Here is a 23,195-nt window from a genome sequence, read left to right as displayed (position 1 = left end):
GAGGAACGTTGTTCTGCCTTACAGAATTGTAAGCTAGCCGTCAGCGTCCTTCAAGCGATCTTCATTTCATCGACCTCAGGGGACAACAACAATGTCCATCAAGACGCCGCTCACTTTCGTTGCCGTCGCCGCCTTCACGGTCGGCGCGAGTTCCACCATGGCCTTCGAACCGGAGGGCAAGATGGAATGCCTGGCGCCCGCCGATCCGGGCGGTGGCTGGGATTTCACCTGCCGTAGTGTCGGTACCGTCCTCGAGGAGCTGGACCTGGTTCCGGCCAGTGTACAGACCATCAACATGGCCGGTGCCGGCGGTGGCGTGGCCTATGCCCATACCGTCAGCAAGCGCGCCGGCGACGACCAGTTGCTGGTGGCGGCTTCCACCGCCACGACGACGCGCCTGGCCCAGGGGCAGTTCCCCGGCATGAACGCCGACATGGTCAACTGGATCGGTGCCCTGGGTGCCGATTATGGCGTCATCGCCGTCGCCGACGATGCCGAGTACGAGGACCTGCCGGGACTGATGGATGCGCTCAAGGAGGATCCGCGCAGCGTCAAGTTCGCTGGCGGTAGCGCCAAGGGTGGCTGGGATCACCTCAAGGTACTGATCGCCGCCCAGGCGGCCGGCGTGGAGAACCTGCCGCGCGTTCCCTATCTCTCCTACAACAATGGCGGTGAAGCCATGACCCAGGTGGTCGGTGGCCACGTCGATGCCTTCACCGGTGATATTTCCGAGGCCCAGGGCTTCATGGAGTCCGGCGACCTGCGGGTGCTGGCGGTGCTGTCCGAAGAACGCCTGCCCGGTGAGTTCAGCGATATTCCGACCGCCAAGGAGCAGGGTATCGATGCCATCGGCCCCAACTGGCGAGGCTTCTACATGCCGGCGGATATCTCCGACGACGCCAAGCAGTACTGGACCGACGCCATGGACACCATCTACCAGAGCGATGAGTGGAAGGCTGTCATGAAGCAGAACGGTTTGATGCCGTTCCACATGAGCGCCGGCGAGTTCGAAGAATTCGTCAAGAACCAGATCGATGACATCGAAACACTCTCCAAGGATATCGGGTTGATCAAGTGATGACCTTCAACGACCGTATCTTCGGTGTTCTGCTGATCGTCCTGGCCGTCGCGTACGGCTGGGGCGCCAGCCAGTTCCCCGTGCCGTTTGGCGGGTCCGAGGCAGTCGGACCCGAAACCTTTCCCTATCTTCTGGCCGTGGTGCTCGTGCTGAGCAGCCTTTACCTGATCGTGCGGCCGGATCCGGACAACGCCTGGCCATGGAGCCGTACCGGCATCGAGCTGGTCATTGCGGTAGTGGTCCTGCTGCTCTACACCGCGTTGCTGCAGCCGCTCGGCTTCATCATCAGCACCACCCTGGCGGTGGGCACCTTGTGCTGGCGCATGGGCGCTGACCTGCCCAGGGCCTACATGACCGGGGCCCTGGCCGGCGTGGTGGTGTTTCTGGTGTTCAACTTCGCCCTGGGCCTTGCACTGCCGCTGGGTCTGCTGTCGTTCCTGGAGGTTGGCTGATGGAAACCCTGGGTTACTTGATGGACGGTTTTGCGGTCGCGTTGGCACCGCACAACCTGATGTTCGCCTTGCTGGGGGCCTTCCTCGGCACCCTGATCGGCGCCCTGCCGGGCCTCGGGCCGGCCAATGGCGTGGCGATCCTGATTCCGCTGGCCTTCACGCTGGGGCTGCAGCCCGAGACCGCGTTGATCATGCTCACCGCGGTCTATGCCGGTGCCATGTACGGCGGCCGCATCTCCTCGATCCTGCTCAACATTCCCGGCGACGAGCCGGCGATGATGACCTGTCTGGATGGCTATCCCATGGCCCAGAAGGGCAAGGCTGCCGAGGCCCTGGCGATCTCTGCCGTGGCGTCGTTCATGGGCAGCCTGATTGCCACCATCGGGCTCATTCTGCTGGCGCCCTTGCTGGCCGACTTCGCCCTGACCTTCGGTCCGGCGGAATACTTCGCGCTCTTCCTGCTGGCCTTCGCGACCCTGGGCGGCATTACCGGCAAGAATCCGATGAAGACGGTGGTCGCTGCCTGCATCGGCCTGATGATTGCCACCGTGGGTATCGATACGACCGGGGTGCAGCGCTATACCTTCGGGGTGCTGGAGCTCTACGAAGGGGTGGACTTCATCATCGCCATCGTCGGGCTGTTCGCTATCTCCGAGCTGCTGTTCTTCATCGAGGACAAGGCCGGTGGTGGCAAGGAAAAGATGACCGTCAACAAGCTGACGCTCTCCTGGAAGGACATTCGCGAGATCATGCCGTCGAGCATCCGGGGTGGCGTGCTGGGCTTCATCGCGGGGGTACTGCCGGGGGCAGGGGCCTCCCTGGGCAGCTTTATCGGCTATACGCTGGAAAAGAAGGTCGTCGGCAAGAAGGGCTATTTCGGCGAAGGGGACCCGCGTGGTGTGGCGGGACCAGAAGCCGGCAACAACGGTGCCTCCAGCGGTGCGCTGGTGCCCATGCTGACGCTGGGCGTACCCGGTAGTGGTACCACCGCTGTGCTGCTGGCGCTGCTGATCTCGCTCAACATCACGCCGGGCCCGTTGATGTTCACCCAGAACGCCGACATCGTCTGGGGCGTGATCGCGGCCTTGTTGATCGGCAACTTCCTGCTGCTGGTGCTCAACATTCCGCTGGTGGGCATCTTCGTCAAGCTGCTGTCGGTGCCGCCGATGTATCTGCTGCCGATCGTGACCATGATCGCCTTCGTGGGCATCTACTCGATCAGCAACACGACCTTCGATCTCTACTTCATGGTGGCCTTCGGGGTGGCGGGCTATGTGCTGAGAAAGCTCGAGATTCCGCTGGTGCCGGTGATTCTCGGCCTGCTGCTGGGGCCGGAGATGGAGAAGAACCTCCGCCATGCCATGGACATTTCCGACGGCGACTGGACCGTTCTCTGGAACAGTGGCCTAGCCATCGGCCTGTGGGTGTTCGCCGGCCTTGGGCTGATCCTGCCCTATATCGTCGGGCCCATCCTGCGTCGGCGCATGAAGGCGGCCACCGGGACCGGAGGTCCCGAAGGCGACTGACCTTCAACCTGGATGACGCCCTGACGGGGGTACCGGCCTGGACCGGTGCCCCCGTTTTTTCGTTGGCGCTCGATCAGGGTGCAGGGTGGTGGATGTTGGCACCGATTCGGGGCGGTTTCCGTCCGCAGATTGCACCAGGAGAGGACGTCGGTGAGATGAACGTCGATGTTCTTAACGTTACTCGATTGATATTGAACCAATAATTCTGGTGGCAACGGTTCTGGTGCGGCTCTTGCAGATCCTCTTGAAGATGGCAGAAAGGTGGCTTACGGGTACATGCCCCGGCTTCCGATGACCTGCTTCCAAGAACAATGACCCGGATCGCAAGGAGATCATCATGACCCCACGTCGTCGCACCATGCGCCCTCGCTGGTTGGCCGCCCCATTGTTGAGTCTGTGCTTCGCCGCTCCCGCTCTGGCCCAGGAAGACCCCATCAAGGTGGGCATCCTGCACTCGCTGTCCGGCACCATGGCGATCAGTGAAACGGTGCTCAAGGAGACCGTGGAGATGCTGATCGAGCAGCAGAACGCCCAGGGTGGTCTGCTGGGTCGCAAGCTGGAGGCCGTGGTGGTCGATCCTGCCTCGGACTGGCCGCTGTTCGCCGAGAAGGCTCGTGAGCTGCTGGCCCAGGAAGAGGTCGATGTCATCTTCGGCAACTGGACCTCGGTGTCGAGGAAGTCGGTGCTGCCGGTCGTCGAGGAACTCGACGGCCTGCTCTTCTACCCGGTGCAGTACGAGGGCGAGGAGTCCTCCGAGAACGTCTTCTATACCGGTGCCGCGCCCAATCAGCAGGCCATTCCCGCCGTCGACTATCTGATGAACAACGTCGGGGTGGAGCGCTGGGTGCTGGCCGGCACCGACTATGTCTATCCGCGTACCACCAACAAGATCCTCGAGGCCTACTTGACGTCGCACGGGGTTGCGGACGACGACATCATGGTCAACTACACACCCTTCGGCCATTCCGATTGGCAGAACATCGTTTCCGAGATCAAGGCGTTCGGCAACCAGGGCAAGAAGACCGCGGTGGTCTCCACCATCAATGGCGATGCCAATGTGCCCTTCTATCGGGAACTCGGCAATCAGGGCATCGAGGCCGCCGACATTCCGGTGGTGGCCTTCTCGGTGGGCGAGCAGGAACTCACCGGCATCGATACCGCCCCGCTGGTCGGGCACATGGCTGCCTGGAACTACTTCATGAGCGTCGATACCGACGCCAACTACGACTTCATCGATGCCTGGATCGAGCATACCGGCGATGAGATGGCGGTGACCAACGATCCCATGGAGGCCCACTACATCGGCTTCAACATGTGGGCCGAGGCGGTACGCAAGGCCGGTACCACCGATGTCGATGCAGTCAAGGACGCCATCATCGGTGTCTCGGTGCCGAACCTCTCCGGCGGTTACGCCACCATGATGCCCAACCATCACATCACCAAGCCGGTGCTGATCGGCGAGATTCAGGATAACGGCCAGTTTTCCATCGTCTGGGAGACGCCCTCCACCGTGGCCGGTGACGCCTGGTCCGATTATCTGGAAGGCTCCCGGGACCTGATCAGCGACTGGCGCAAGCCCTTGGAGTGCGGGAACTATAACGTGGTGCGCGGCAGCTGCGGCGGCAGCCAGGCCGAGGAAGAAGCGCCCGAGGAATAACCCCCGCCAAGACGTTTTCAGGCCGGGTGCGCGCCAGGGCTATCGTTATGGCGCAAAGCGAGGGGCGCCGGGGACAAGCCGAAGAGAAGGTCCGACGCCAGGAAAGGCGTCGGTAGCGCCCAGGGATGGGTTCATAGCGCCTTCTCGAAGGCTTGTCGACGGAACAGCCCCGAGCGATTCCTCCGACGTCGATAGCTCTGAAACATGCACGGGCCTGGCTTCAGAGAGGCGACACCTCCCCACTTCCTACAGGACACGCCCATGAGGATGCTTCCACGCTGCCTGTCGGGCCTGCTGTGTCTCTGCCTGTTGTTCGGCCTGCCGTTGGCCGCCCAGGCACAGGACGATCCCGGCCAGGCCCTGCTGGATTCTCTCGATACCGATTCCTACGCCGACAAGGGCGAGGCTGTCGAGACTATCATCGCCAGCGGCGACGCGCGCAGCCGCCGTTGGCTCGAAGCGCTGCTCGGCGGCAAGCTGCAGCGTCACAAGGACACCGGCCGCTTCGTCGTGGTCGTCGAGAACCGCGGCCGCCATTGGCCGGTGGTCGATGCGCTGAGCTTCGAGGATGCCGGCGAGATGTCGCGTCGCGAGCTGGACCGCATCGGTATCAACAACGCGCTGCGCGGCCAATTGCAGGGGGCGCTGGCGGTGATCGATCTGCATGCCGAGCAGGTGGGCGAGCGTCGCGAGGCGGCCAGAGCACTGCTCGGTGACGTCGATGCCAGCCTGGCCGAGCCGCTCAGGGTAGTCATCGGCGAGGAGGAGGACGCCGAGGTGCGTCGCCTGCTCGAGCAAGCGCTGGCCATCCACCGTCTGGAGGAGGGCGATGCCGCGGCGGTGGATGTCCTGGCCGGCAGTCTCAACACCCGAGTCCGTTCGGCGCTGAATGCCGCCAGTCGCAGCGAGGATGCCGAGCTTGCTGCCGCCGCGACCTCGGCCCTGGCCGATATCGAGCAGAAGATGATGCTCAATCGCGGGCTGGAGACGCTTTATTTCGGGCTTTCGCTGGGCTCGGTGCTGGTACTGGCGGCCATCGGTCTGGCCATTACCTTCGGCGTGATGGGCGTGATCAACATGGCCCACGGCGAACTGATCATGCTCGGCGCCTATACCACCTGGGCCATGCAACAGCTGCTGCCCGGTCAGCCGGGCCTGGCGCTGCTGCTGGCGATCCCTGCCGGTTTCCTGGTGGCGGCGCTGGCCGGGGTGGCCATCGAACGAGGCGTCATCCAGTTCCTCAAGGGGCGGCCGCTGGAGACTCTGCTGGCCACCTTCGGCGTCAGCCTGATCCTGCAGCAGCTGGTGCGCACGGTCATCTCCCCGCAGAACCGCACGGTGGTCACGCCGGAATGGATGAGTGGTTCCTTGATGCTCAACGAGGGCCTCTCGCTGACCCTCAACCGGCTCTATGTACTGGGCTTTGCCCTGGTGGTGTTCGCCGGCCTGATGCTGGTCATGCGTCGTACCCGATTGGGCCTTGAAGTGCGGGCGGTGACCCAGGACCGTGCCATGGCACGTGCCATGGGCATCCGCGCCACCCGGGTGGATATCCTGACCTTCGCACTGGGCTCCGGGGTCGCAGGGCTGGCCGGGGTGGCGCTCTCGCAGCTCACCAACGTGGGTCCCAACCTGGGCCAGAACTACATCATCGACTCCTTCATGGTGGTGGTGTTCGGCGGTGTGGGGAATCTCTGGGGCACTCTGGTGGCGGGCCTGTCGCTGGGCGTCATCAACCAGGTGCTGGAGCCCTGGGCCGGTGCGGTGCTGGCCAAGATCGTCGTGCTCGTGTTCATCATCCTGTTCATCCAGAAGCGCCCCCGCGGACTCTTTCCACAGAAGGGCCGAGCGGCGGAGGGCTAGACCATCATGTGGCTGACACGACCTTTTTCCGAACGCTCGACCCGGCTGTTCCTGAGTGTCCTGCTGGCCGCCTTGGCACTGGTCACCCTGCTCAACCTGGCCGTGCCGGCGGGCCATCCTCTGCACGTTTCCACCTACGCGGTGACACTGCTCGGCAAGTATCTGAGCTATGCGTTGCTCGCGGTTGCCGTCGACCTGGTGTGGGGCTACCTGGGCATCCTGAGTCTCGGTCATGGCGCCTTCTTCGCCCTGGGGGGCTATGCCATGGGCATGTACCTGATGCGCCAGATCGGCGACCGGGGCACCTATGGCGACCCGGTGCTGCCGGACTTCATGGTGTTTCTGGACTGGGACAGCCTGCCCTGGTACTGGCTGGGCTTCGACATGCCCGGGTTCGCCTTCCTGATGGTGCTCCTGGCGCCGGGCCTGCTGGCCCTGGTGTTCGGGTTCCTGGCGTTTCGTTCGCGGGTCACCGGCGTCTACCTGTCGATCATCACCCAGGCCATGACCTTCGCCCTGATGCTGGCCTTCTTCCGCAACGAGATGGGCTTCGGCGGCAACAACGGCCTCACCGACTTTCGCGAATTGCTGGGCTTCGACCTGAGAAGCGATGGCACCCGGCTGGGCCTGTTCCTTGCTACCGGCATCGCCCTGGCGCTGGGCTATGTACTGTGTCGGGCGATCGTTGCCAGCAAGCTGGGCCGGGTCAGCGTGGCCTGCCGCGATGCCGAGGCACGCACGCGCTTTCTGGGCTACCGGGTCGAGCGCTTCCAACTGTTCGTCTTCGTGGTCTCGGCGATGCTTGCCGGGGTGGCCGGCGCCCTCTATGTGCCTCAGGTGGGCATCATCAATCCCGGCGAGTTCTCTCCGATCTTCTCCATCGAAGTCGTGCTGTGGGTGGCCCTGGGTGGCCGTGCGACCCTCTATGGGGCGGTGATCGGTGCGCTGCTGGTCAACTACGCCAAGACGGTCTTCACCGGCGTGATGCCCGATGCCTGGCTGTTCGCTCTGGGCGGCATGTTCGTGCTGGTCACCGTCTTCCTGCCCAGGGGCATCGCCGGCCTGCTGAGCCTGCGTCCCTGGCGACGTGCAAGCCATACCGCGACGACCCAACCGACCACGGGGGAAAGCACCGCATGAACATCCTCAAGTCCCTGGCCAACCGGGAGCGCGTCTTCGATTTCCTGGTTCCGGCGCACTCCCCGGTGGATGTGCGCCACGGCCCCATCCTCTACCTGGAGGACGTCAACGTCAGCTTCGACGGCTTCAAGGCCATCAATGACTTGAACCTGACCATCGACGATGGCGAGCTGCGCTGCATCATCGGCCCCAACGGCGCCGGAAAGACCACCATGATGGACATCATCACCGGCAAGACCCGGCCCGGCATCGGCTCGGTGTGGTTCGGCAGCCGCCATGACCTGCTGACCCTGAACGAGCCGGAGATCGCCAGCCTCGGCATTGGTCGCAAGTTCCAGAAGCCCACGGTCTTCGAGGCGCTGACGGTCTTCGAGAACCTGGAGCTGGCCATGGCCGCCGACAAGCGGGTCCTGCCCACGCTGATCGCTCGCCTGACCGGCGAAGGACGTGACCGCATCGAGGAAGTGCTCGCGACCATCGGCCTTGTCGAGTTGCGCTACGCGACGGCGGGAACCCTCTCCCACGGTCAGAAGCAGTGGCTGGAGATCGGCATGCTGTTGATGCAGCGTCCGCGACTGCTGCTCGTCGACGAACCGGTGGCCGGCATGACCGAGCAGGAGATGGAGCGTACCGCCGAGCTGCTCACCGGACTGGCCGGCAAGGGCAAGCAGTCGGTGGTCGTCGTCGAGCATGACATGGGCTTCGTGCGCTCCATCGCTCGCACCGTGACGGTGCTGCACCAGGGCAGCGTGCTGGCCGAGGGCAGCATGGACACGGTCTCCAATGACCCGAAGGTAATCGAGGTCTACCTGGGTGCCGAGGAGGAGGCCGCCTGATGCTGAGCGTCGACAAGCTGAACCAGTACTACGGCGAGAGCCATACCCTCTGGGACCTGGATCTGGAGGTGCCGGCGGGGCAGTGCACCTGTGTGATGGGCCGCAACGGAGTGGGCAAGACCACCCTGATGAAGGCGGTCATGGGCGAGGTCACGGTGGCTTCCGGGAACATCCGCTACGCCGACGACACGGAACTGACTCGCCGACGGGTGGAAGACCGCTCTCGGCTGGGTATCGGCTATGTGCCCCAGGGGCGGCAGATCTTTCCGCTGCTCACCGTCGAGGAGAATCTGCGAACCGGCCTGGCCGCCCGCGGCGATGGTCGGCGAACCATCCCCGAGCGCGTCCATGAGCTATTCCCGGTGCTCGAGGAGATGAAGCATCGCCGTGGCGGTGATCTCTCCGGCGGTCAACAGCAGCAGCTGGCCATCGGCCGTGCCCTGGTACTGGAACCGCGCCTGCTGATTCTCGACGAGCCGGGGGAGGGCATCCAGCCCAATATCGTCACCCAGATCGGCGAGGTGATCCGCCGGCTGATCGCCGAGGATGGCCTGACGGTATTGTTGGTGGAGCAGAAGCTGCCCTTTGCGCGCAGGTATGCCGATCGTTTCACGATACTGGACCGTGGTCGGCCGGTAGCCCGTGGCGGGATCGGCGAACTGTCCGATGCCTTGATCAAGGAGCACTTGAGTGTCTAGGCGCCGCTTCATGACGGTGCGCTCCTCGATCTTCCGCACTCGGATGGTGCGATAACCCTTCCGCGCGTCGGCGTCGGTGGTGCAAATCGGCGGGCGGATACTTCTTTGTGTACAAAGCAGGTTTTTGATTTTAAAAATATTTTTGGTGATTTCACCAGGTTGGTACGTGACTTGCTGCGGGTAAGGGCAACAGCCATCGGATTCACAGGACCCTTGTCGATGACGGCCATCCCGCGTGCCATTTCTCCTTATCTCGAGTCGGGCCACCGCTTCGATGCCGGCCGTCGCTGGGTGGCGTCGCTGGATCTCGGCTTTGCGGCACGGGATACCGTGACTCGACTATCCCGGGCGCGTCACCAGGGGCCATTGCGGGTCCAGCGGCCCTTCTATCCGGAGGGGCGCGATACGGGCGGCTGCCCCGGCACCTGCCATGTCTACCTGCTGCATCCTCCCGGTGGCGTGGTCAGCGGCGATGCATTGAACATCGATGTCGAGGTGGGAGCCGGTGCCCGGGCGTTGTTGACGACGCCGGCCGCCAACAAGCTCTACCGCGCCGACAGCCAGGGCGTGCCCTGGCGGCAGCACACCCGCCTCGAGGTCGCCGATGACGGCGTGCTGGAGTGGTTGCCTCAGGAAACCATTGCCTTCGATGGTTCGCGGGGCGAGCAGGTCACCACCATCGAACTCACCGGCAATGCCCGCTGCCTGGGCTGGGAGGTGCTGGCGCTGGGTCGTCCAGCCAGCGATCTGCCCTTTGCCTCGGGCCACCTGGAACAACGCTTTCACCTGACGCGGGAGGGGCGTCCGCTGTGGCTGGAACGCCAACCTCTGGACCCCACCCACCCTCGCTTTCATGGCCACTGGGGGCAGGGTGGGGCCACGGTTCAGGCTTCGCTCTGGGCGGCAGGACTCTCCGAGGAAGACGAAGCAGAGGCGGTTGCAGCCTTGCGCGATGACCTGCCCGGCTCGCATCGCTGGGCCGTCACGGCCCGCCATGGTGTCCTGCTGTTGCGTTATCTGGGGAATTCGCGAAACGAGGCCTGGGACCTGTGCCGGCGTGCCTGGGACGTGCTGCGGCCTCGGCTGACCGGGCGCAAGGCCCAGGAGCCGAGAATCTGGAGTACCTGACGAGGCTTCGCCTCAGCGACGAGTGACGAGCTCCGAGCACCGAACATCATCTTGTCGAAGCTCGAAGCTCGAAGCTCGAAGCTCGAAGCTCGAAGCTCGAAGCTCGAAGCTCGAAGCTCGAAGCTCGAAGTTGGAAGTCTCCGTTATCCAGGCAATGCGGTTCCTTCCAGCTTCACGCTTCCAGGCGCGGAGCGCCGCTCTTCCAGCTGGCAGGCGACAGCCTGGACACCGAATGCAAACGACATGGTTTGGGAGCTACTGCTATGGAACTGACCCCCAGAGACAAGGACAAGCTGTTGCTGTTCACGGCGGGCCTGCTGGCGGAGCGTCGACGTGAACGCGGCCTCCGCTTGAATTATCCCGAGGCCGTGGCGTTGATCAGTTGCCAGATCATGGAGGGAGCCCGTGACGGCCGCAGCGTGGCCGACCTGATGGGCGAGGGACGGGAGATCCTCGGGCGTGACGATGTCATGGAAGGCGTCCCGGAGATGATCGATCAGGTGCAGGTGGAGGCGACGTTCCCCGACGGGACCAAGTTGGTCACTATCCATGACCCCATTGTGTGAGGGGGACGGCGTGAGGAAAGGAGCCACGACATGATTCCCGGTGAATATCAGTTGCAGGACGGCGAGATCGCGCTGTGCGAGGGACGTGAACGCATCACCCTCGAGGTGGCCAACACCGGCGATCGACCGGTCCAGGTCGGTTCCCACTACCACTTCGCCGAGGCCAACCCGGCGCTGGTTTTCGATCGCGAGAAGGCACGAGGGCATCGTCTCGACGTAGCCGCCGGCACGGCGATTCGCTTCGAGCCGGGGCAGAGCCGCGATGTCACGCTGATTCCCTATGTCGGCAGCCGGCATGTCTTCGGTTTTCGCGGCGAGGTGATGGGGCCGCTCTCTAGTGCGCCCGCTGCCGCGCGAGTTTCATCATCTGTCGACGCCGACAAGGGAGAGCCGTCATGACCGATACGACCTCGAACAAGGTCAGTCGTCAGGCCTATGCCGATATGTACGGTCCCACCACCGGGGATCGGGTGCGTCTCGGCGATACCGAGTTGTGGATCGAGGTGGAAAGCGATGCCGCGCCTTACGGCGACGAGGTCAAGTTCGGTGGTGGCAAGGTGGTTCGCGATGGCATGGGGCAGAGTCAGCGCCATGACGACGCAGTGATGGATACCGTGATCACCAATGCCCTGATCCTCGATTGGTGGGGCGTCGTCAAGGCCGATGTGGGGCTGAAGAGCGGGCGCATCGCGGCCATCGGCAAGGCCGGCAACCCCGATACCCAGCCCGATGTACAGATCGTCATTGGCCCCGGCACCGAGATCATCGCCGGCGAGGGCAAGATCCTCACCGCCGGTCACATCGACGCGCATATTCACTTCATCTGCCCGCAACAGGTGGAAGAAGCGCTGGCCAGCGGCGTCACCACCATGCTGGGTGGTGGTACGGGACCGGCCACCGGGTCCAATGCGACGACCTGTACACCAGGGGCCTGGCATATCGGCCGCATGCTCCAGGCCGTGGATGAGTTGCCGATGAACATCGGTCTGCTCGGCAAGGGCAACGCCAGCCTGCCCGAGTCGCTCGACGCCCAGATCGAGGCGGGCGCCATGGGCCTCAAGCTGCACGAGGACTGGGGCACCACCCCGGCATCCATCGACAACTGCCTGAGCGTGGCCGAGCGATATGACGTCCAGGTCGCCATTCACACCGATACCCTGAACGAATCGGGATTTGTCGAGGACACCCTGGCGGCCTTCGCCGAGCGCGGCATCCATACCTATCACACCGAAGGCGCCGGGGGCGGGCATGCCCCGGACATCCTCACCGCCTGTGCCCTCGATTACGTGCTGCCGTCCTCCACCAATCCGACCCGGCCCTACACGGTGAACACCATCGACGAGCACCTGGACATGCTGATGGTCTGCCACCACCTGGATCCGTCGATTCCCGAGGACGTGGCCTTCGCCGATTCGCGCATCCGCCGCGAGACCATCGCCGCCGAGGACATCCTCCACGACATGGGCGTGATTGCCATGATCGCCTCCGATGCCCAGGCCATGGGGCGGGTCGGCGAGGTGGTGTGCCGCACCTGGCAGACCGCGCACAAGATGAAGGTCCAGCGCGGCCTGTTGCCGGAGGATGTCGAGCGCGGTGCCGACAATTTTCGCGCTCGCCGGTATATCGCCAAGACCACCATCAATCCGGCGCTGACACACGGCATCGCGCATGAGGTGGGCTCGGTGGAGGTCGGCAAGCTGGCCGATCTGGTGCTGTGGGATCCGGCCTGCTTCGGCGTCAAGCCGGCGCTGGTCCTCAAGGGGGGCATGATTGCCCTGGCGCCCATGGGCGATCCCAATGCCTCGATTCCCACGCCCCAGCCGGTGCATTACCGACCGATGTTCGGCGCCCTGGGGCGGGCGGCGAGTCATACACGCCTGTCGTTCGTCAGCCAGGCTGCCCTCGATGCCGGTCTCGCCGCGCGGCTGGACCTTCGCAGTCCACTGTCGGCATGTCGTGACGTGCGTGGCATACGCAAGCGGCACATGAAGCTGAACGAGGCTTGTCCACGGCTCGAGGTCGATCCACAGACCTACGAAGTGCGGGCCGACGGTGAGCTGCTGACCTGCGAGCCGGCCACCGAACTGCCGCTGGCCCAGCGTTATCATTTGTTCTGAGCTACGAGCTACGAGCTACGAGCTACGAGCGGCTCGAGACTGAGGTAGACGATGCTGAAACTGACTGAACGCCTGGGGCCCATCGCGGTGGGCCAGGCCACCGATACCCTGACGCTGCCCTATGAGCGGCGCGTACGGGGCCGCCTCAAGGCAACGAGCGACACCGGGCGTGAGTTGGGGTTGTTCCTGGAACGCGGCCCGGTGCTTCGTGATGGCGAGGGTCTGGGCACGGAAGAGGGGGACGTGATCGCCGTGCGTGCCGCCAGTGAACCGGTGGTGACCGCCCATGTGCCGGCCGGCCTGCCGCTGGCCCGATTGTGCTATCACCTGGGCAACCGACACGTGACCCTGGCGATCGGCGGCGATGAGCACCATGGCTGGGTGCGCTTTGCGCCGGATCATGTCCTGGAAGACCTGGCGAGCCGGCTGGGCGCTCGACTCGAGCATCACGAGGCGCCGTTCGATCCCGAGCCCGGGGCCTATGGCGCGGCGGAACATCATGGCCATGATCATGCCCACTGAGACGAATCCGAGTCATCGAGACCCGCTGGCACTGACGGGCTTGCTGCAGCTGGTCAGCCCGGCCTTGCCGATCGGCGCCTTCGCCTGGTCGCAGGGGCTGGAGAGCGCCTTCGAGCTCGGTTGGGTAAGTGACGAAAGGCGTCTCGAGGCCTGGGTGCAGGGTGTGCTCGATGATGGCCTGACACGCTGCGACCTGCCGGTACTGGTCCGTGTCATGCGGGCCTGGGAGGCCGGCGACGCGGCGTCATTGACGTACTGGAACGACTGGCTCCAGGCCAATCGCGAGACCCGGGAACTGCTCGAGGAGGAACATCGTCTGGGGGCGGCGCTGGTGAGACTGCTGGGGAACCTGGATCTCTTGCCGACGACGCCGAGCCTGCCCGAGTCCCCGGGCTATGTGGTGATGTTCGGCCTGGCCGCCTGGCGGCGTGGTATCGACGAAGAAGAAGCGCTTCTGGGCTTTGCCTGGGCCTGGCTCGAGAACCAGCTGGCGGTGGCCTGCAAGGCATTGCCGTTGGGGCAGACCTCGGCCCAGCGCATCATCGAGCGCACGCGGCCGGCCCTCGCCGACGCGGTCGCGACGGCATCGAGGCTGCCGGACGACGACCTGGGGCCGGCATTGCCCGGCCTGGCGCTCGCCAGTGCCCTGCACGAGACCCAGTATTCGCGGTTGTTCAGGAGTTAGCGGGGAGAGGGAAGCGCGGCTAACGCCGCTGGAAGAGTGAAGGAAGGAAGACTCCTGTCGCCCAACATCTTGTGGCCAGCTCGTCTCCCCTCTTCCTCCTTCCCTCTTTCTTCTTGTCACTGCCCGGAAGGGGAATTCATGCAAGGAGCGAGACTATGAAACATTGTTTGCGCGTCGGCGTCGGGGGGCCGGTAGGTTCTGGCAAGACGGCGCTGCTCAAGCAGCTCTGTCTGGCGCTGCGCGAGCGCTACGATATCGCCGTGGTGACCAACGATATCTATACCCGCGAGGATGCCGATTTTCTGACGCACCATCAGGCATTGCCCGCCGATCGGATCCTCGGGGTCGAGACCGGTGGCTGTCCACATACCGCGATCCGCGAGGATGCCTCGATGAACCTCGCCGCCATCGATGATCTCCAGGCACGTCACCCCGGACTCGAGCTGGTGCTGGTCGAGTCCGGCGGCGACAACCTGTCGGCGACCTTCAGTCCGGAATTGTCCGATCTGACGCTGTATGTCATCGACGTCTCGGCCGGCGACAAGATCCCGCGCAAGGGGGGGCCGGGCATTACCAAGTCGGACCTGCTGATCATCAACAAGATCGATATCGCCGAACAGGTTCATGCCTCGCTCGAGGTGATGGAACGCGACGCGGCCATGATGCGTGGCGAGCGACCCTTCGTGTTCACCAATCTGCACGATGGGGTGGGGCTGGAGACCATCGTCGATTTCCTCCTCGAGCGGGGGATGTTGCCTGACCGTCTCGATGAACGCCGCGCCGCCGTGGACGACTGACCCCTTGAAGCTCACGCATCCGATGACCCTCGATCACGACAAGGAGATCACCATGCCCCCTCTGCCTTATTTCCGTTTCTGGCTCGCCGTTCCCGGCCTGCTGCTCGTGTCCGGCCTGGCCATGGCACACCCCGGCCATGGCGCCGAACAGGGTAGTTTCATGGCCGGTCTGGTACATCCGCTGTTCGGTCCCGATCATCTGCTGGTGATGGCGGCCATTGGTCTATGGAGCCTCGGTCAGTCACGTCGACTCCGCCTGGCTGTGCCCTGTCTCGCGGTGGGCGGCATGATCATCGGTGCGGGATTGGCCGTCGTCGGTGTCGGCCTGCCTGGGGTAGAAAGCGCCATCGCGCTGTCGGTGCTGCTGGCCGGGGTGCTGGTCGCGACCCTGGCGCGCTTGCCGAGCTTGCTGGGCGGCCTTCTGGTGGTGGGCTTCATGCTCTTCCATGGCCATGCCCATGGCACCGAGATGCCGCATGGCGCCTCGCTTGTCGCCTACCTGGCGGGCTTCAGCCTGGCGACATTGGCGATTACCCTGACCGTGCGATTGGCCGGTGGCTGGCTGAAGGCCCGTGAGAGTCGTCCGCTGCGTGTTGTCGGCGCGGTGATTGCGGCGACCGGTGCCTTCTTCGCCTTGTCCTGACCTCACCCTCGGTGTCTCTCGTGACGCCTGTTATCCCCATGACGCAGCCGGGACGAGCCTGCACCCTTGACGGCAAGACGGTATGCTGCTCGGCATGGCCACGGAATCGGGCCACCATCAGCCGGGAGCGACGGCATGCCGAGACTCGGAAATACCCGCCAGGGAGGCGGCACGTCCATGTGGTTATGGGGAGTTCTGGCCATCGCGATGGCGCTGTGGGGGAGCATGGCTGCCTGGCAGCGTTACAAGCCGCTGCCGGAGGGCATCGGGTTGGCGCATCCCGAACGGCGCGTCGTCGAGGCGCGTCTGCTCGTCGACGAGACCTGGTATGACGATTCGGGGCAGCGGCATCTCGACCAGGCAATATTCGACGAAGTGCTGGCGATGATCGGCCAGGCTCGCCGCCTGATCGTGATGGACATGTTCCTGTTCAACGACTTCGCGGGCGATGCAGCGGGGAATGACGATTTCGTGCCGCTCTCGTCTCGCCTCACCGATGCGCTGGTCGAGCAGCGTTCCCGCTATCCAGACCTCGAGGCGGTGGTGATCACCGACCCGCTGAACACCCTGTACGGCGGCTTGGCGCTGGAGCATCTCGAGCGGCTGCGCAAGGCGGGCATCAAGGTCGTGATGACCGATCTGGACCGGCTGCGTGCGTCCAATCCGCTCTGGTCCGGTATCTGGCACCTGGGCCTCGATCGGTTGGGCAATGACCTCGACGGCGGCTGGCTGCCCAATGCCCTCGGGCGAGGGCACGTGACCCTGCGCAGCTACCTGTCGATGCTCAACTTCCGCGCCAACCATCGCAAGACGCTGGTGGTGGATCAGGGGAAAGACTGGGCGGGGCTGGTGACCTCCGCCAATCCTCATGACGCGAGCAGCCTGCACGATAACTTGGCGTTGCGCTTCGAAGGTCCGGCGGCGCTCGACCTGCTGGCCTCGGAGCGTCCGGTGGCAGCCTGGTCCGGCGTGAACCTGCCGGGTCCGCCGCCCCCCGGGCCGTCCACCGAACCGTCGGAAGCGCGTCTGAACGTGTTGACCGAAGGCGCGATTCGCGATGCCTTGTTGCGAATGGTGCGCGAGGCGGCGTCCGGGGATCGGCTGGATGCCGCGGTCTTCTATCTGTCCCACCGGCCCTTGATCGAGGCCCTGGTCGAGGCGCGGCGTCGTGGTGTAACGGTACGCGTGCTGCTCGATGCCAACCGCGAGGCCTTCGGGATCCAGAAGGGCGGTATTCCCAATCGGCCGGTGGCCGAGGAGCTCGACTCGGCCGGTATCGAAGTACGGTGGTGCGTAACCCGGGGCGAGCAGTGTCACACCAAGTTGCTGCTCCATCGCCCCGCTGCGGGAGACGAGGCGTCGATGATCCTGGGGTCGGCCAACTATACGCGGCGTAACCTGGATGATCTCAATCTGGAGACCAGCGTACGCCTGACGGGACCGTCGACACTGTCGGCGCTGGCCGATGCCATCGAGCATGTCGAGCGTCGTTGGCATTCGGCGCCGACGCGCGCCACCAGTCGCGAGTATGTCGAGGCCGATGACGTGGGCGCCATGGCCTGGTGGCGGTATCGATTGATGGAGGCCAGCGGGCTGTCCACGTTCTGAGCGGGATGTCGGAGCGGTCAGTCCACGTGGGTGACGGCCTGGTGGCGGGAATCGACGTGCCAGGGAAGGCCCAGACGCGTGTTGCGTTCCAGTTCGGCGATGACCTGGGCGCCGAGCAGCAGGATGATGGCACCGATCTCCAGAATCAGCAGGATCACGATCAGCGTCGCCAGGGAGCCATAGACGGCATTGACGAAGGAAAGGTTGGTGAAATAGAAGACCAGCAGCGCGCGGGCCCCTTCCCAGAGCAATGCGGCGACGAAGCCGCCGACCAGGGCGCGGTGCAGGGCGATCCGGACGACCGGCATGACCTTGTAGATGGCGCTGAACAGCAGGAAGACACCGACGAAACTGGTCAGGTTGAGCATTGGGCCGGAGAGGCCCGTAAACGGCAGCTCACGCCCGAGCAGTGCCATCCAGACCGTATTGACGGTGTTGGCCAGGCTGACCATGAGCGTCAGACTCAACAGACCGGCCCCCAGCACCAGCATGAAGGCATAGGGCATCAGCACCGACACCCATACCGAACGATCGGCATGGGTATCCGAGGCATGGAAGATGATCGCCAGGGCATCCTCGAGCATGCGGAAGGCGAAGGAACTGAAGACCAGCAGTACCGGAATGCCGAGGATGCCGATGGCATCACGCGAGTCGAGCAGTGAGCGCACCGCATCGAGCACCACTTCGGCATAGGCGGGGGTGAGGTGGCGGACCTGGACTGCCAGCACCCCCATCAATTGCTGCTCGTCCACCACGCCTGCCAGCAACACGACCAGCAGGGCGAACAAGGGCACGATCGACAGCAGAACGTTGTAGCCGACACCGCCCGCCAGCAGGATGCCGCGGTTGCGCAGAAAGGTGGCCAGGACGCGCCAGGCGAAGCGAGCCACTCGGCTGGCGAGCGTGGAGAGGTAGCGTCGGCTGGGCGGGAATGTCGGGGAGTCGGACATGGGCAAGCCGGTCGAGGATCTCCTGGCATGATACGCTGTCCGACGCGATTCGCGTCAATTGCCGCATGGCGCGCCAGGATATCCGTCCATGCACAAGGACGTTATCCGGTGTTGGCGAAGAGTTGACGCCAAGAGGCGCCCCAGGGTGTATGCTGAATCGACCCATCGCGCATGGCCCGGGAAGGGGCCAATGCCATACACATCGACCCATGTCGGGGGAGAAAGCCGATGTCAGACAGTTCCATGCGACAGCTTTTCCAGGACAACCGCGTCAGGGTGCTGGCCGCCGTGGCCGTGGTGGCCGTGATCTGGGCATTGTTCGCCCAGTCCAGCGTCAGTTCCAGTAACGAGGCGCGCCGTTCACTGCAATCACGCCTGGAAGCGGTTCAGACAGAGAACGAGACCCTCAAGAGCCAGGTGGCCGAACAGGAGGCAGCGCAATCCGAGGTCGAGGAACTTCAAGCGCGTACCGACGAGCTCGAACAGCAGCGTCAGGCCGCCGAGGCAGAGCTGGAGAGCGTTACCGTCGACGTCGAGCAGGCCAGGACACAACTCGAGGAAGCCAATGCCGCCCTCGAGCCCCTGCAATCCAAGGTGTCCGAGGCCGAGCAGCGACTCGAGGAACGCCAGGCCTCTCTGGAGGAAACCCGGCAGCAGGCAGAAGAAGCCACGCAGGCTCGTGACGAGGCCCTGACGGCTCGCGACGAGGCCGTGGAAGCCCGTCAGCAGGCCGAGCAGCAACGAGAGAACCTGGCTGAACAGGTCGCCGAGCTCGAGCAGCAGAGCGGTGAGCTCGAGGCGTCCCTGGAACCGTTGCGCGAGGAACATCAGCAACTGCAGGCCCAGCGCGATGACGCCAGCAGCAAGCTGGAAGCGCTGAAGACCAAGCTTCAGGAAGGGCGTGAGGAGCTCGCGGGGCTCGACAGCAAGGTCGAGGCGCGCAGCCAGCAGTTGGCAGAGTTGAAGAGCCAGTTGGCCGGTTGGCGCGATGCCCTGGCCGATCTGGACGCCCAGGTGGCGCCGGCCAGCGAGGCGAGTGGCGAACAGGCCCAGTCGAAAGCCGGTGGCGAGGAAGCCGCATCGTCCACCGACGCATCCGAGGGTGAATCGTCCGAGTCTCAGGGCGGCGAGAAAGCGGCGTCGTCCACCGAGGCGACCGAGGGTGAATCGTCCGAGTCGCAGGGTGGCGAGGAAGCGGCGTCGTCCACCGAGGCGACCGAGGGTGAATCGTCCGAATCGGAGGAGACTCAGGATCAGTCATCTTCCGAGTCGAGCCAGGACGAAACGGCTCAGGAAATCTGAGTTCCGCCGTATCGTCGATGAGAAGGACGCGCCTTGGCGCGTCCTTCGTCGTTCATGGACATGCGTGACGTTGCATCACGCGGTGAGGGGACAGGTATACTGGCATCACCCGACCGTACGGTCGGCCCCAAGCGTAAAAGGAGCGAGTCGTGATCGAAGGGGTCAAGCATATCGTCGCCGTGGCGTCCGGCAAGGGGGGCGTCGGCAAGTCCACCGTCACCGCCAACCTGGCTCTGGCCATGGCCACCGAGGGGTATCGCGTCGGCATCCTCGACGCCGATATTCATGGACCCAGCCAGGCTCGCATGCTGGGCGTTGCCGAAGGAACGAGGCCGGCATCCGCCGGGGAGAATCGTCTCAAGCCCCTGGAGGCTCACGGCCTGCAGGCCATGTCCATGGCGTTCATGATCGATGTTCGCGAACCGACGGTGTGGCGTGGGCCGATGGTGGCCGGCGCCTTCCAGCAACTGCTCACCCAGACGGTATGGGATGACCTGGATGTCCTGTTCATCGACATGCCGCCTGGTACGGGAGACATCCAACTGACGCTGGCGCAGAAGGTGCCGGTGGACGGTGCCGTGATCGTGACCACGCCTCAGGACATCGCGCTGCTGGATGCTCGGAAGGGCATCGAGATGTTCCGCAAGGTCAATGTCCCTACCTTCGGCGTGGTGGAGAACATGAGCCTGCATGTGTGCTCGAATTGTGGTCACAGCGAGCCGATCTTCGGCGAGGGCGGAGGCGAGCGCATCGCGGGAGAGTATGATACGCGTCTGCTGGGTCGCCTGCCGCTGACCCTGGCCATTCGCGAGCAGGCCGATGGCGGCAGTCCGACCGTCGTGGCCGATCCCGATGGCGAGGTGACCGATACCTTCCGGGACATGGCGCGGCAGGTGGCCGAGCAACTGGGCGGACCGACCGACGAGGGGCCGGAGATCTCGTTCAGCGAATGAGCTTCGTTGAACCGTGACGACAGGCGTCGTGCCCGCTATCATGGCGGGCCTTGTTTCGACCCACCAGGACGACCCCATGAGCATCAAATCCGACAACTGGATCCGTCGCATGGCCGAGCAGGAGGGCATGATCGAGCCCTTCGAGGCCGATCAGGTACGTTATGTGAACGACCAGCGGGTGATCTCCTACGGGACGTCCAGCTACGGTTACGATGTCCGCTGTTCCGATGAGTTCAAGGTGTTCACCAACATCCACTCGGCGGTGGTTGACCCCAAGGGGTTCGACGACAAGAGCTTCGTCGACATCAAGGGCGATGTCTGCGTGATTCCGCCCAATTCCTTTGCCCTGGCGCGCACCGTCGAATACTTCCGCATTCCCCGCAGCGTGTTGACCATCTGCCTTGGCAAGTCCACCTATGCGCGTTGCGGCATCATCGTCAACGTGACGCCGCTCGAGCCGGAATGGGAAGGGCATGTGACCCTGGAGTTTTCCAATACCACCAACCTGCCGGCCAAGATCTATGCCAACGAAGGGGTGGCCCAGATGCTGTTCCTGGAATCCGACGAGGTCTGCGCCACCTCCTACAAGGATCGTGGGGGCAAGTACATGGGGCAGCGTGGGGTGACGCTGCCACGGACCTGAATGAGCCTGTGCCGAAGCGGAGGGGCGACCTGCCAGGTTGCTTGTCAGTCCCTTCGGCTTTTGTCGTGGCAGGCTCGCGATGCGGTTATTCGAGGCCGAGCTCCCGTCGGTACCTTTTGCTCAACCCCATCGTCACTAGATGATGCGATTCGCTGAGATAGTGGCTCAACTCGTCGTTCGGGCATTGACGGTCGTCGTATAGCTGTATCCATTTCAGGCCGCGCGAGGCCAGGTAGGGAGCGGGTCTGAATCCTGGCTGATCGCGCAGCACCTCGAAGTCGAGCTCCGACACCTTGAAGGTGAATGCCGGCGTATCGAGCTTCTCCCAGCCGCCGATGGCGAATACCTTGCCTCCGACCTTCCAGACATGAGAACCGCCCCATTGCATGACGTAGGTGGTCGCCGGCAGGGAACGGCAAACGTCATTGTATTCGTCGTACGTCACTCCGACCTCCTTGGTGGCGACATTCCCCGGGCGGCGCTTTTCCACCAGGTTTCTACGTGACCACAGGGTGCCCAACTTTCATTCGTGTGTCTGTTATCCGGGCTTCCCCGGAGGTTGTAATGAGCTCTTGGTAAAAAATGTTGCAAACACTTGATTGAATCGTACGTTTTGCTGCCAATCTTTTCAGGTATCGGTGGCGCTGGATCGCACCGATCTTCAAGGCAACAGGGCAATAAGACAAAAAGACACGATAATGATCAAGGGACTTCCCTCTGGAACCACGGCTGGAATAACTCAATACTTCGAGCTTCGCCGCCTGACGGCTACCATCCTCTGTGCCGGAATGGGAGTGGTCGGGCTCATGGCCTCGGCTCCGGCAATAGCTTATTCCAGCGTCTATGTGTTCGGCGACAGCCTGAGCGACACGGGGCAGTTTCCGGATGGCGAGTTGGGCGGGCTGAATACGCAACGCTTTACCAACCGGCTGGGGCCGGACCACGACACTACACCCTATGGGCCAGTAGCGACGCAGTTGCTGGCACAAAAGCTGGGGCTCTCCGCGGTTCCTTCGGCTTCCATCGTCCGGCAGCAGGCCGGCTTGCCGGATGGCACCAATTATGCGGTGGGCGGGTATACCACCGGCCAGATATGGGCCTCGATCACCCAGGAGGGTGGCTCGGTTGTGCAGGCGGGAACGCCATTCGACCGGACCCAGAACGGCTATCTCCCCGCTGTCGGCGGCATGGCCGACCCGGAGGCGCTCTACTACATCAACGGCGGCGGCAATGATTTCTTGAGTGGCCAGGTGACAGGGCCGGAGGAAGCCGTCAGCGCCGCTCATACCCTGGCCGATGCGGTGGATGCTTTGGCCGAGGCGGGGGCGGGTAGCATCATGGTCGCCAACCTACCGGATATCGGACAGACTCCCACCGGTCAGACGGCTGGCCCGGCCCAGGTGGCAGGGACCTCGGCGCTGGTCAAGGTCTTCAATGAGGCCTTGGGGCAGCGGCTGGCTGCGCTGGATGGCAGTGTCGACATCATCCGCCTGAATACTGATGGCTTGATGGCCGAGGTCCTGGCGTCGCCGGGCGAGTTCGGGTTCGCCGACGATGTGCCGCTGGAGCGGGCTTGTTTCGTCGGTGCCTGTAATGTCACGCCTTACGGGCAGGGCGGCGCTCATGAAGCGCCCGATCAGCTTCTGTTTAATGATGGTGTGCACCCGACGACGGCGGGGCAGCATATTCTGGGCGATTACGCTTATGCACTGCTGAGTGCTCCCGGCGTGCTGGGGCTGGCGCCGAGGCTGGTCGTTGGCGCGCTGGACGCCACTCAGCGCGGTTTGAGCAATGAATTGCGTCCGGGTGCCCAGGTGGAGGGTGCCCGGGTCTTTGTCATCGGGTCGGCTACCGAAGGCAGTGAGCATGGCAGGCGATCCGAGAGCCGGCCATCGTTCGACAGCACACCCAGAAGGGCGCCGGGATAGGCGTGATGTTGCCGTTTGGCCATGGGTATGGCGGGGTGTCGGTCAGCCAACGCTACGGCGAGTTCGACCTCGACAATGACAGTGACTTCGACATGGAAGGCTA

At 64.0% G+C, this 23,195-nt stretch carries 23 protein-coding genes; 21 read left to right on the top strand and 2 right to left on the bottom strand.

Translation table 11 applies throughout. From position 1 onward, the window contains the following. The first annotated feature begins 91 nt into the window (after nt 1–91). The 17 genes from LU493_RS09295 (at nt 92) to LU493_RS09215 (ending at nt 17,316) form a co-directional block, all read left to right on the top strand. Nucleotides 92–1,078 carry a Bug family tripartite tricarboxylate transporter substrate binding protein gene (locus LU493_RS09295; protein WP_275287511.1) on the top strand — a complete coding sequence of 329 codons (987 nt, stop codon included), beginning with the start codon at nt 92–94 and terminating at the stop codon, nt 1,076–1,078. After that, nucleotides 1,078–1,530 carry a tripartite tricarboxylate transporter TctB family protein gene (locus tag LU493_RS09290; protein ID WP_275287510.1) on the top strand — a complete coding sequence of 151 codons (453 nt, stop codon included), beginning with the start codon at nt 1,078–1,080 and terminating at the stop codon, nt 1,528–1,530. Before LU493_RS09295 ends, LU493_RS09290 begins: the two co-directional genes overlap by 1 nt. Beyond that, on the top strand, nt 1,530–3,056 hold the full coding sequence (locus LU493_RS09285; RefSeq protein WP_275287509.1) for a tripartite tricarboxylate transporter permease: 1,527 nt from the start codon (nt 1,530–1,532) through the stop codon (nt 3,054–3,056). Before LU493_RS09290 ends, LU493_RS09285 begins: the two co-directional genes overlap by 1 nt. Nucleotides 3,057–3,393: 337 nt before the next feature. Next, entirely contained in the window at nt 3,394–4,713 is a 1,320-nt protein-coding gene (gene urtA / locus LU493_RS09280; protein WP_428994553.1) for an urea ABC transporter substrate-binding protein, read from the top strand. A gap of 261 nt (nt 4,714–4,974) precedes the next feature. After that, nucleotides 4,975–6,576: an urea ABC transporter permease subunit UrtB gene (gene urtB, locus LU493_RS09275; RefSeq protein ID WP_275287508.1), complete on the top strand. Its 1,602-nt coding sequence runs from the start codon at nt 4,975–4,977 to the stop codon at nt 6,574–6,576. A 6-nt stretch (nt 6,577–6,582) separates the two neighbouring features. Next, on the top strand, nt 6,583–7,716 hold the full coding sequence (gene urtC, locus LU493_RS09270; protein WP_275287507.1) for an urea ABC transporter permease subunit UrtC: 1,134 nt from the start codon (nt 6,583–6,585) through the stop codon (nt 7,714–7,716). Beyond that, nucleotides 7,713–8,552 (top strand): urea ABC transporter ATP-binding protein UrtD, encoded by an 840-nt coding sequence (gene urtD / locus LU493_RS09265; protein ID WP_275287506.1) that lies wholly within the window; start codon nt 7,713–7,715, stop codon nt 8,550–8,552. Before urtC ends, urtD begins: the two co-directional genes overlap by 4 nt. Next, on the top strand, nt 8,552–9,250 hold the full coding sequence (gene urtE, locus LU493_RS09260) for an urea ABC transporter ATP-binding subunit UrtE (protein ID WP_275287505.1): 699 nt from the start codon (nt 8,552–8,554) through the stop codon (nt 9,248–9,250). Before urtD ends, urtE begins: the two co-directional genes overlap by 1 nt. A gap of 219 nt (nt 9,251–9,469) precedes the next feature. Then, entirely contained in the window at nt 9,470–10,378 is a 909-nt protein-coding gene (locus tag LU493_RS09255; protein WP_275287504.1) for an urease accessory protein UreD, read from the top strand. 263 nt (nt 10,379–10,641) lie between these two features. After that, the gene (locus LU493_RS09250) at nt 10,642–10,944 is read left to right on the top strand and encodes an urease subunit gamma (RefSeq protein ID WP_275287503.1); all 303 of its coding nucleotides are present in this window, start codon (nt 10,642–10,644) and stop codon (nt 10,942–10,944) included. 30 nt (nt 10,945–10,974) lie between these two features. Beyond that, nucleotides 10,975–11,343 carry an urease subunit beta gene (locus LU493_RS09245; RefSeq protein ID WP_275287502.1) on the top strand — a complete coding sequence of 123 codons (369 nt, stop codon included), beginning with the start codon at nt 10,975–10,977 and terminating at the stop codon, nt 11,341–11,343. Continuing rightward, entirely contained in the window at nt 11,340–13,061 is a 1,722-nt protein-coding gene (gene ureC, locus LU493_RS09240) for an urease subunit alpha (RefSeq protein WP_275287501.1), read from the top strand. Before LU493_RS09245 ends, ureC begins: the two co-directional genes overlap by 4 nt. Nucleotides 13,062–13,112: 51 nt before the next feature. After that, on the top strand, nt 13,113–13,583 hold the full coding sequence (ureE, locus tag LU493_RS09235) for an urease accessory protein UreE (RefSeq protein ID WP_275287500.1): 471 nt from the start codon (nt 13,113–13,115) through the stop codon (nt 13,581–13,583). Continuing rightward, nucleotides 13,573–14,268: an urease accessory protein UreF gene (locus LU493_RS09230; RefSeq protein WP_275287595.1), complete on the top strand. Its 696-nt coding sequence runs from the start codon at nt 13,573–13,575 to the stop codon at nt 14,266–14,268. Before ureE ends, LU493_RS09230 begins: the two co-directional genes overlap by 11 nt. A 155-nt stretch (nt 14,269–14,423) precedes the next feature. Further along, nucleotides 14,424–15,065 carry an urease accessory protein UreG gene (gene ureG, locus LU493_RS09225; RefSeq protein ID WP_275287499.1) on the top strand — a complete coding sequence of 214 codons (642 nt, stop codon included), beginning with the start codon at nt 14,424–14,426 and terminating at the stop codon, nt 15,063–15,065. Between the two features lie 4 nt (nt 15,066–15,069). Beyond that, nucleotides 15,070–15,708, top strand: a complete 639-nt coding sequence (locus tag LU493_RS09220; RefSeq protein ID WP_343076087.1) for a HupE/UreJ family protein — start codon at nt 15,070–15,072, stop codon at nt 15,706–15,708. Nucleotides 15,709–15,843: 135 nt separating this feature from the next. After that, a complete protein-coding gene (locus LU493_RS09215) occupies nt 15,844–17,316 on the top strand; it encodes a phospholipase D-like domain-containing protein (RefSeq protein ID WP_275287498.1) in 1,473 nt (490 codons plus the stop codon). Nucleotides 17,317–17,333: 17 nt separating this feature from the next. Here the strand turns inward: LU493_RS09215 and LU493_RS09210 are convergent, their stop codons facing one another. After that, nucleotides 17,334–18,266, bottom strand: a complete 933-nt coding sequence (locus tag LU493_RS09210) for a YihY/virulence factor BrkB family protein (RefSeq protein WP_275287497.1) — start codon at nt 18,264–18,266, stop codon at nt 17,334–17,336. Nucleotides 18,267–18,494: 228 nt separating this feature from the next. Between LU493_RS09210 and LU493_RS09205 the strand changes: the two genes are divergently transcribed. The 3 genes from LU493_RS09205 to dcd all read left to right on the top strand — a co-directional run bounded on the left by LU493_RS09205 (nt 18,495) and on the right by dcd (nt 21,164). Continuing rightward, nucleotides 18,495–19,568, top strand: coding sequence for a hypothetical protein (locus LU493_RS09205; RefSeq protein WP_275287496.1), 1,074 nt, complete (start codon nt 18,495–18,497; stop codon nt 19,566–19,568). 152 nt (nt 19,569–19,720) lie between these two features. Further along, entirely contained in the window at nt 19,721–20,521 is an 801-nt protein-coding gene (gene apbC, locus LU493_RS09200) for an iron-sulfur cluster carrier protein ApbC (RefSeq protein ID WP_275287593.1), read from the top strand. 76 nt (nt 20,522–20,597) lie between these two features. After that, nucleotides 20,598–21,164, top strand: coding sequence for a dCTP deaminase (gene dcd, locus LU493_RS09195; protein WP_064700354.1), 567 nt, complete (start codon nt 20,598–20,600; stop codon nt 21,162–21,164). Nucleotides 21,165–21,249: 85 nt separating this feature from the next. On the opposite strand, the gene LU493_RS09190 is transcribed toward dcd, so the two are convergent. Continuing rightward, on the bottom strand, nt 21,250–21,609 hold the full coding sequence (locus tag LU493_RS09190; protein WP_275287495.1) for an MmcQ/YjbR family DNA-binding protein: 360 nt from the start codon (nt 21,607–21,609) through the stop codon (nt 21,250–21,252). 361 nt (nt 21,610–21,970) lie between these two features. Between LU493_RS09190 and LU493_RS09185 the strand changes: the two genes are divergently transcribed. Then, a complete protein-coding gene (locus LU493_RS09185; protein WP_275287494.1) occupies nt 21,971–23,092 on the top strand; it encodes an SGNH/GDSL hydrolase family protein in 1,122 nt (373 codons plus the stop codon). Nucleotides 23,093–23,195 lie beyond the last annotated feature (103 nt).

This window comes from Halomonas elongata, assembly GCF_029081005.1.
Lineage (GTDB): Bacteria > Pseudomonadota > Gammaproteobacteria > Pseudomonadales > Halomonadaceae > Halomonas > Halomonas elongata_B.
Note: the sequence above shows the minus strand (reverse complement) of the source record. Positions and strands in the feature narration are given on the sequence as shown.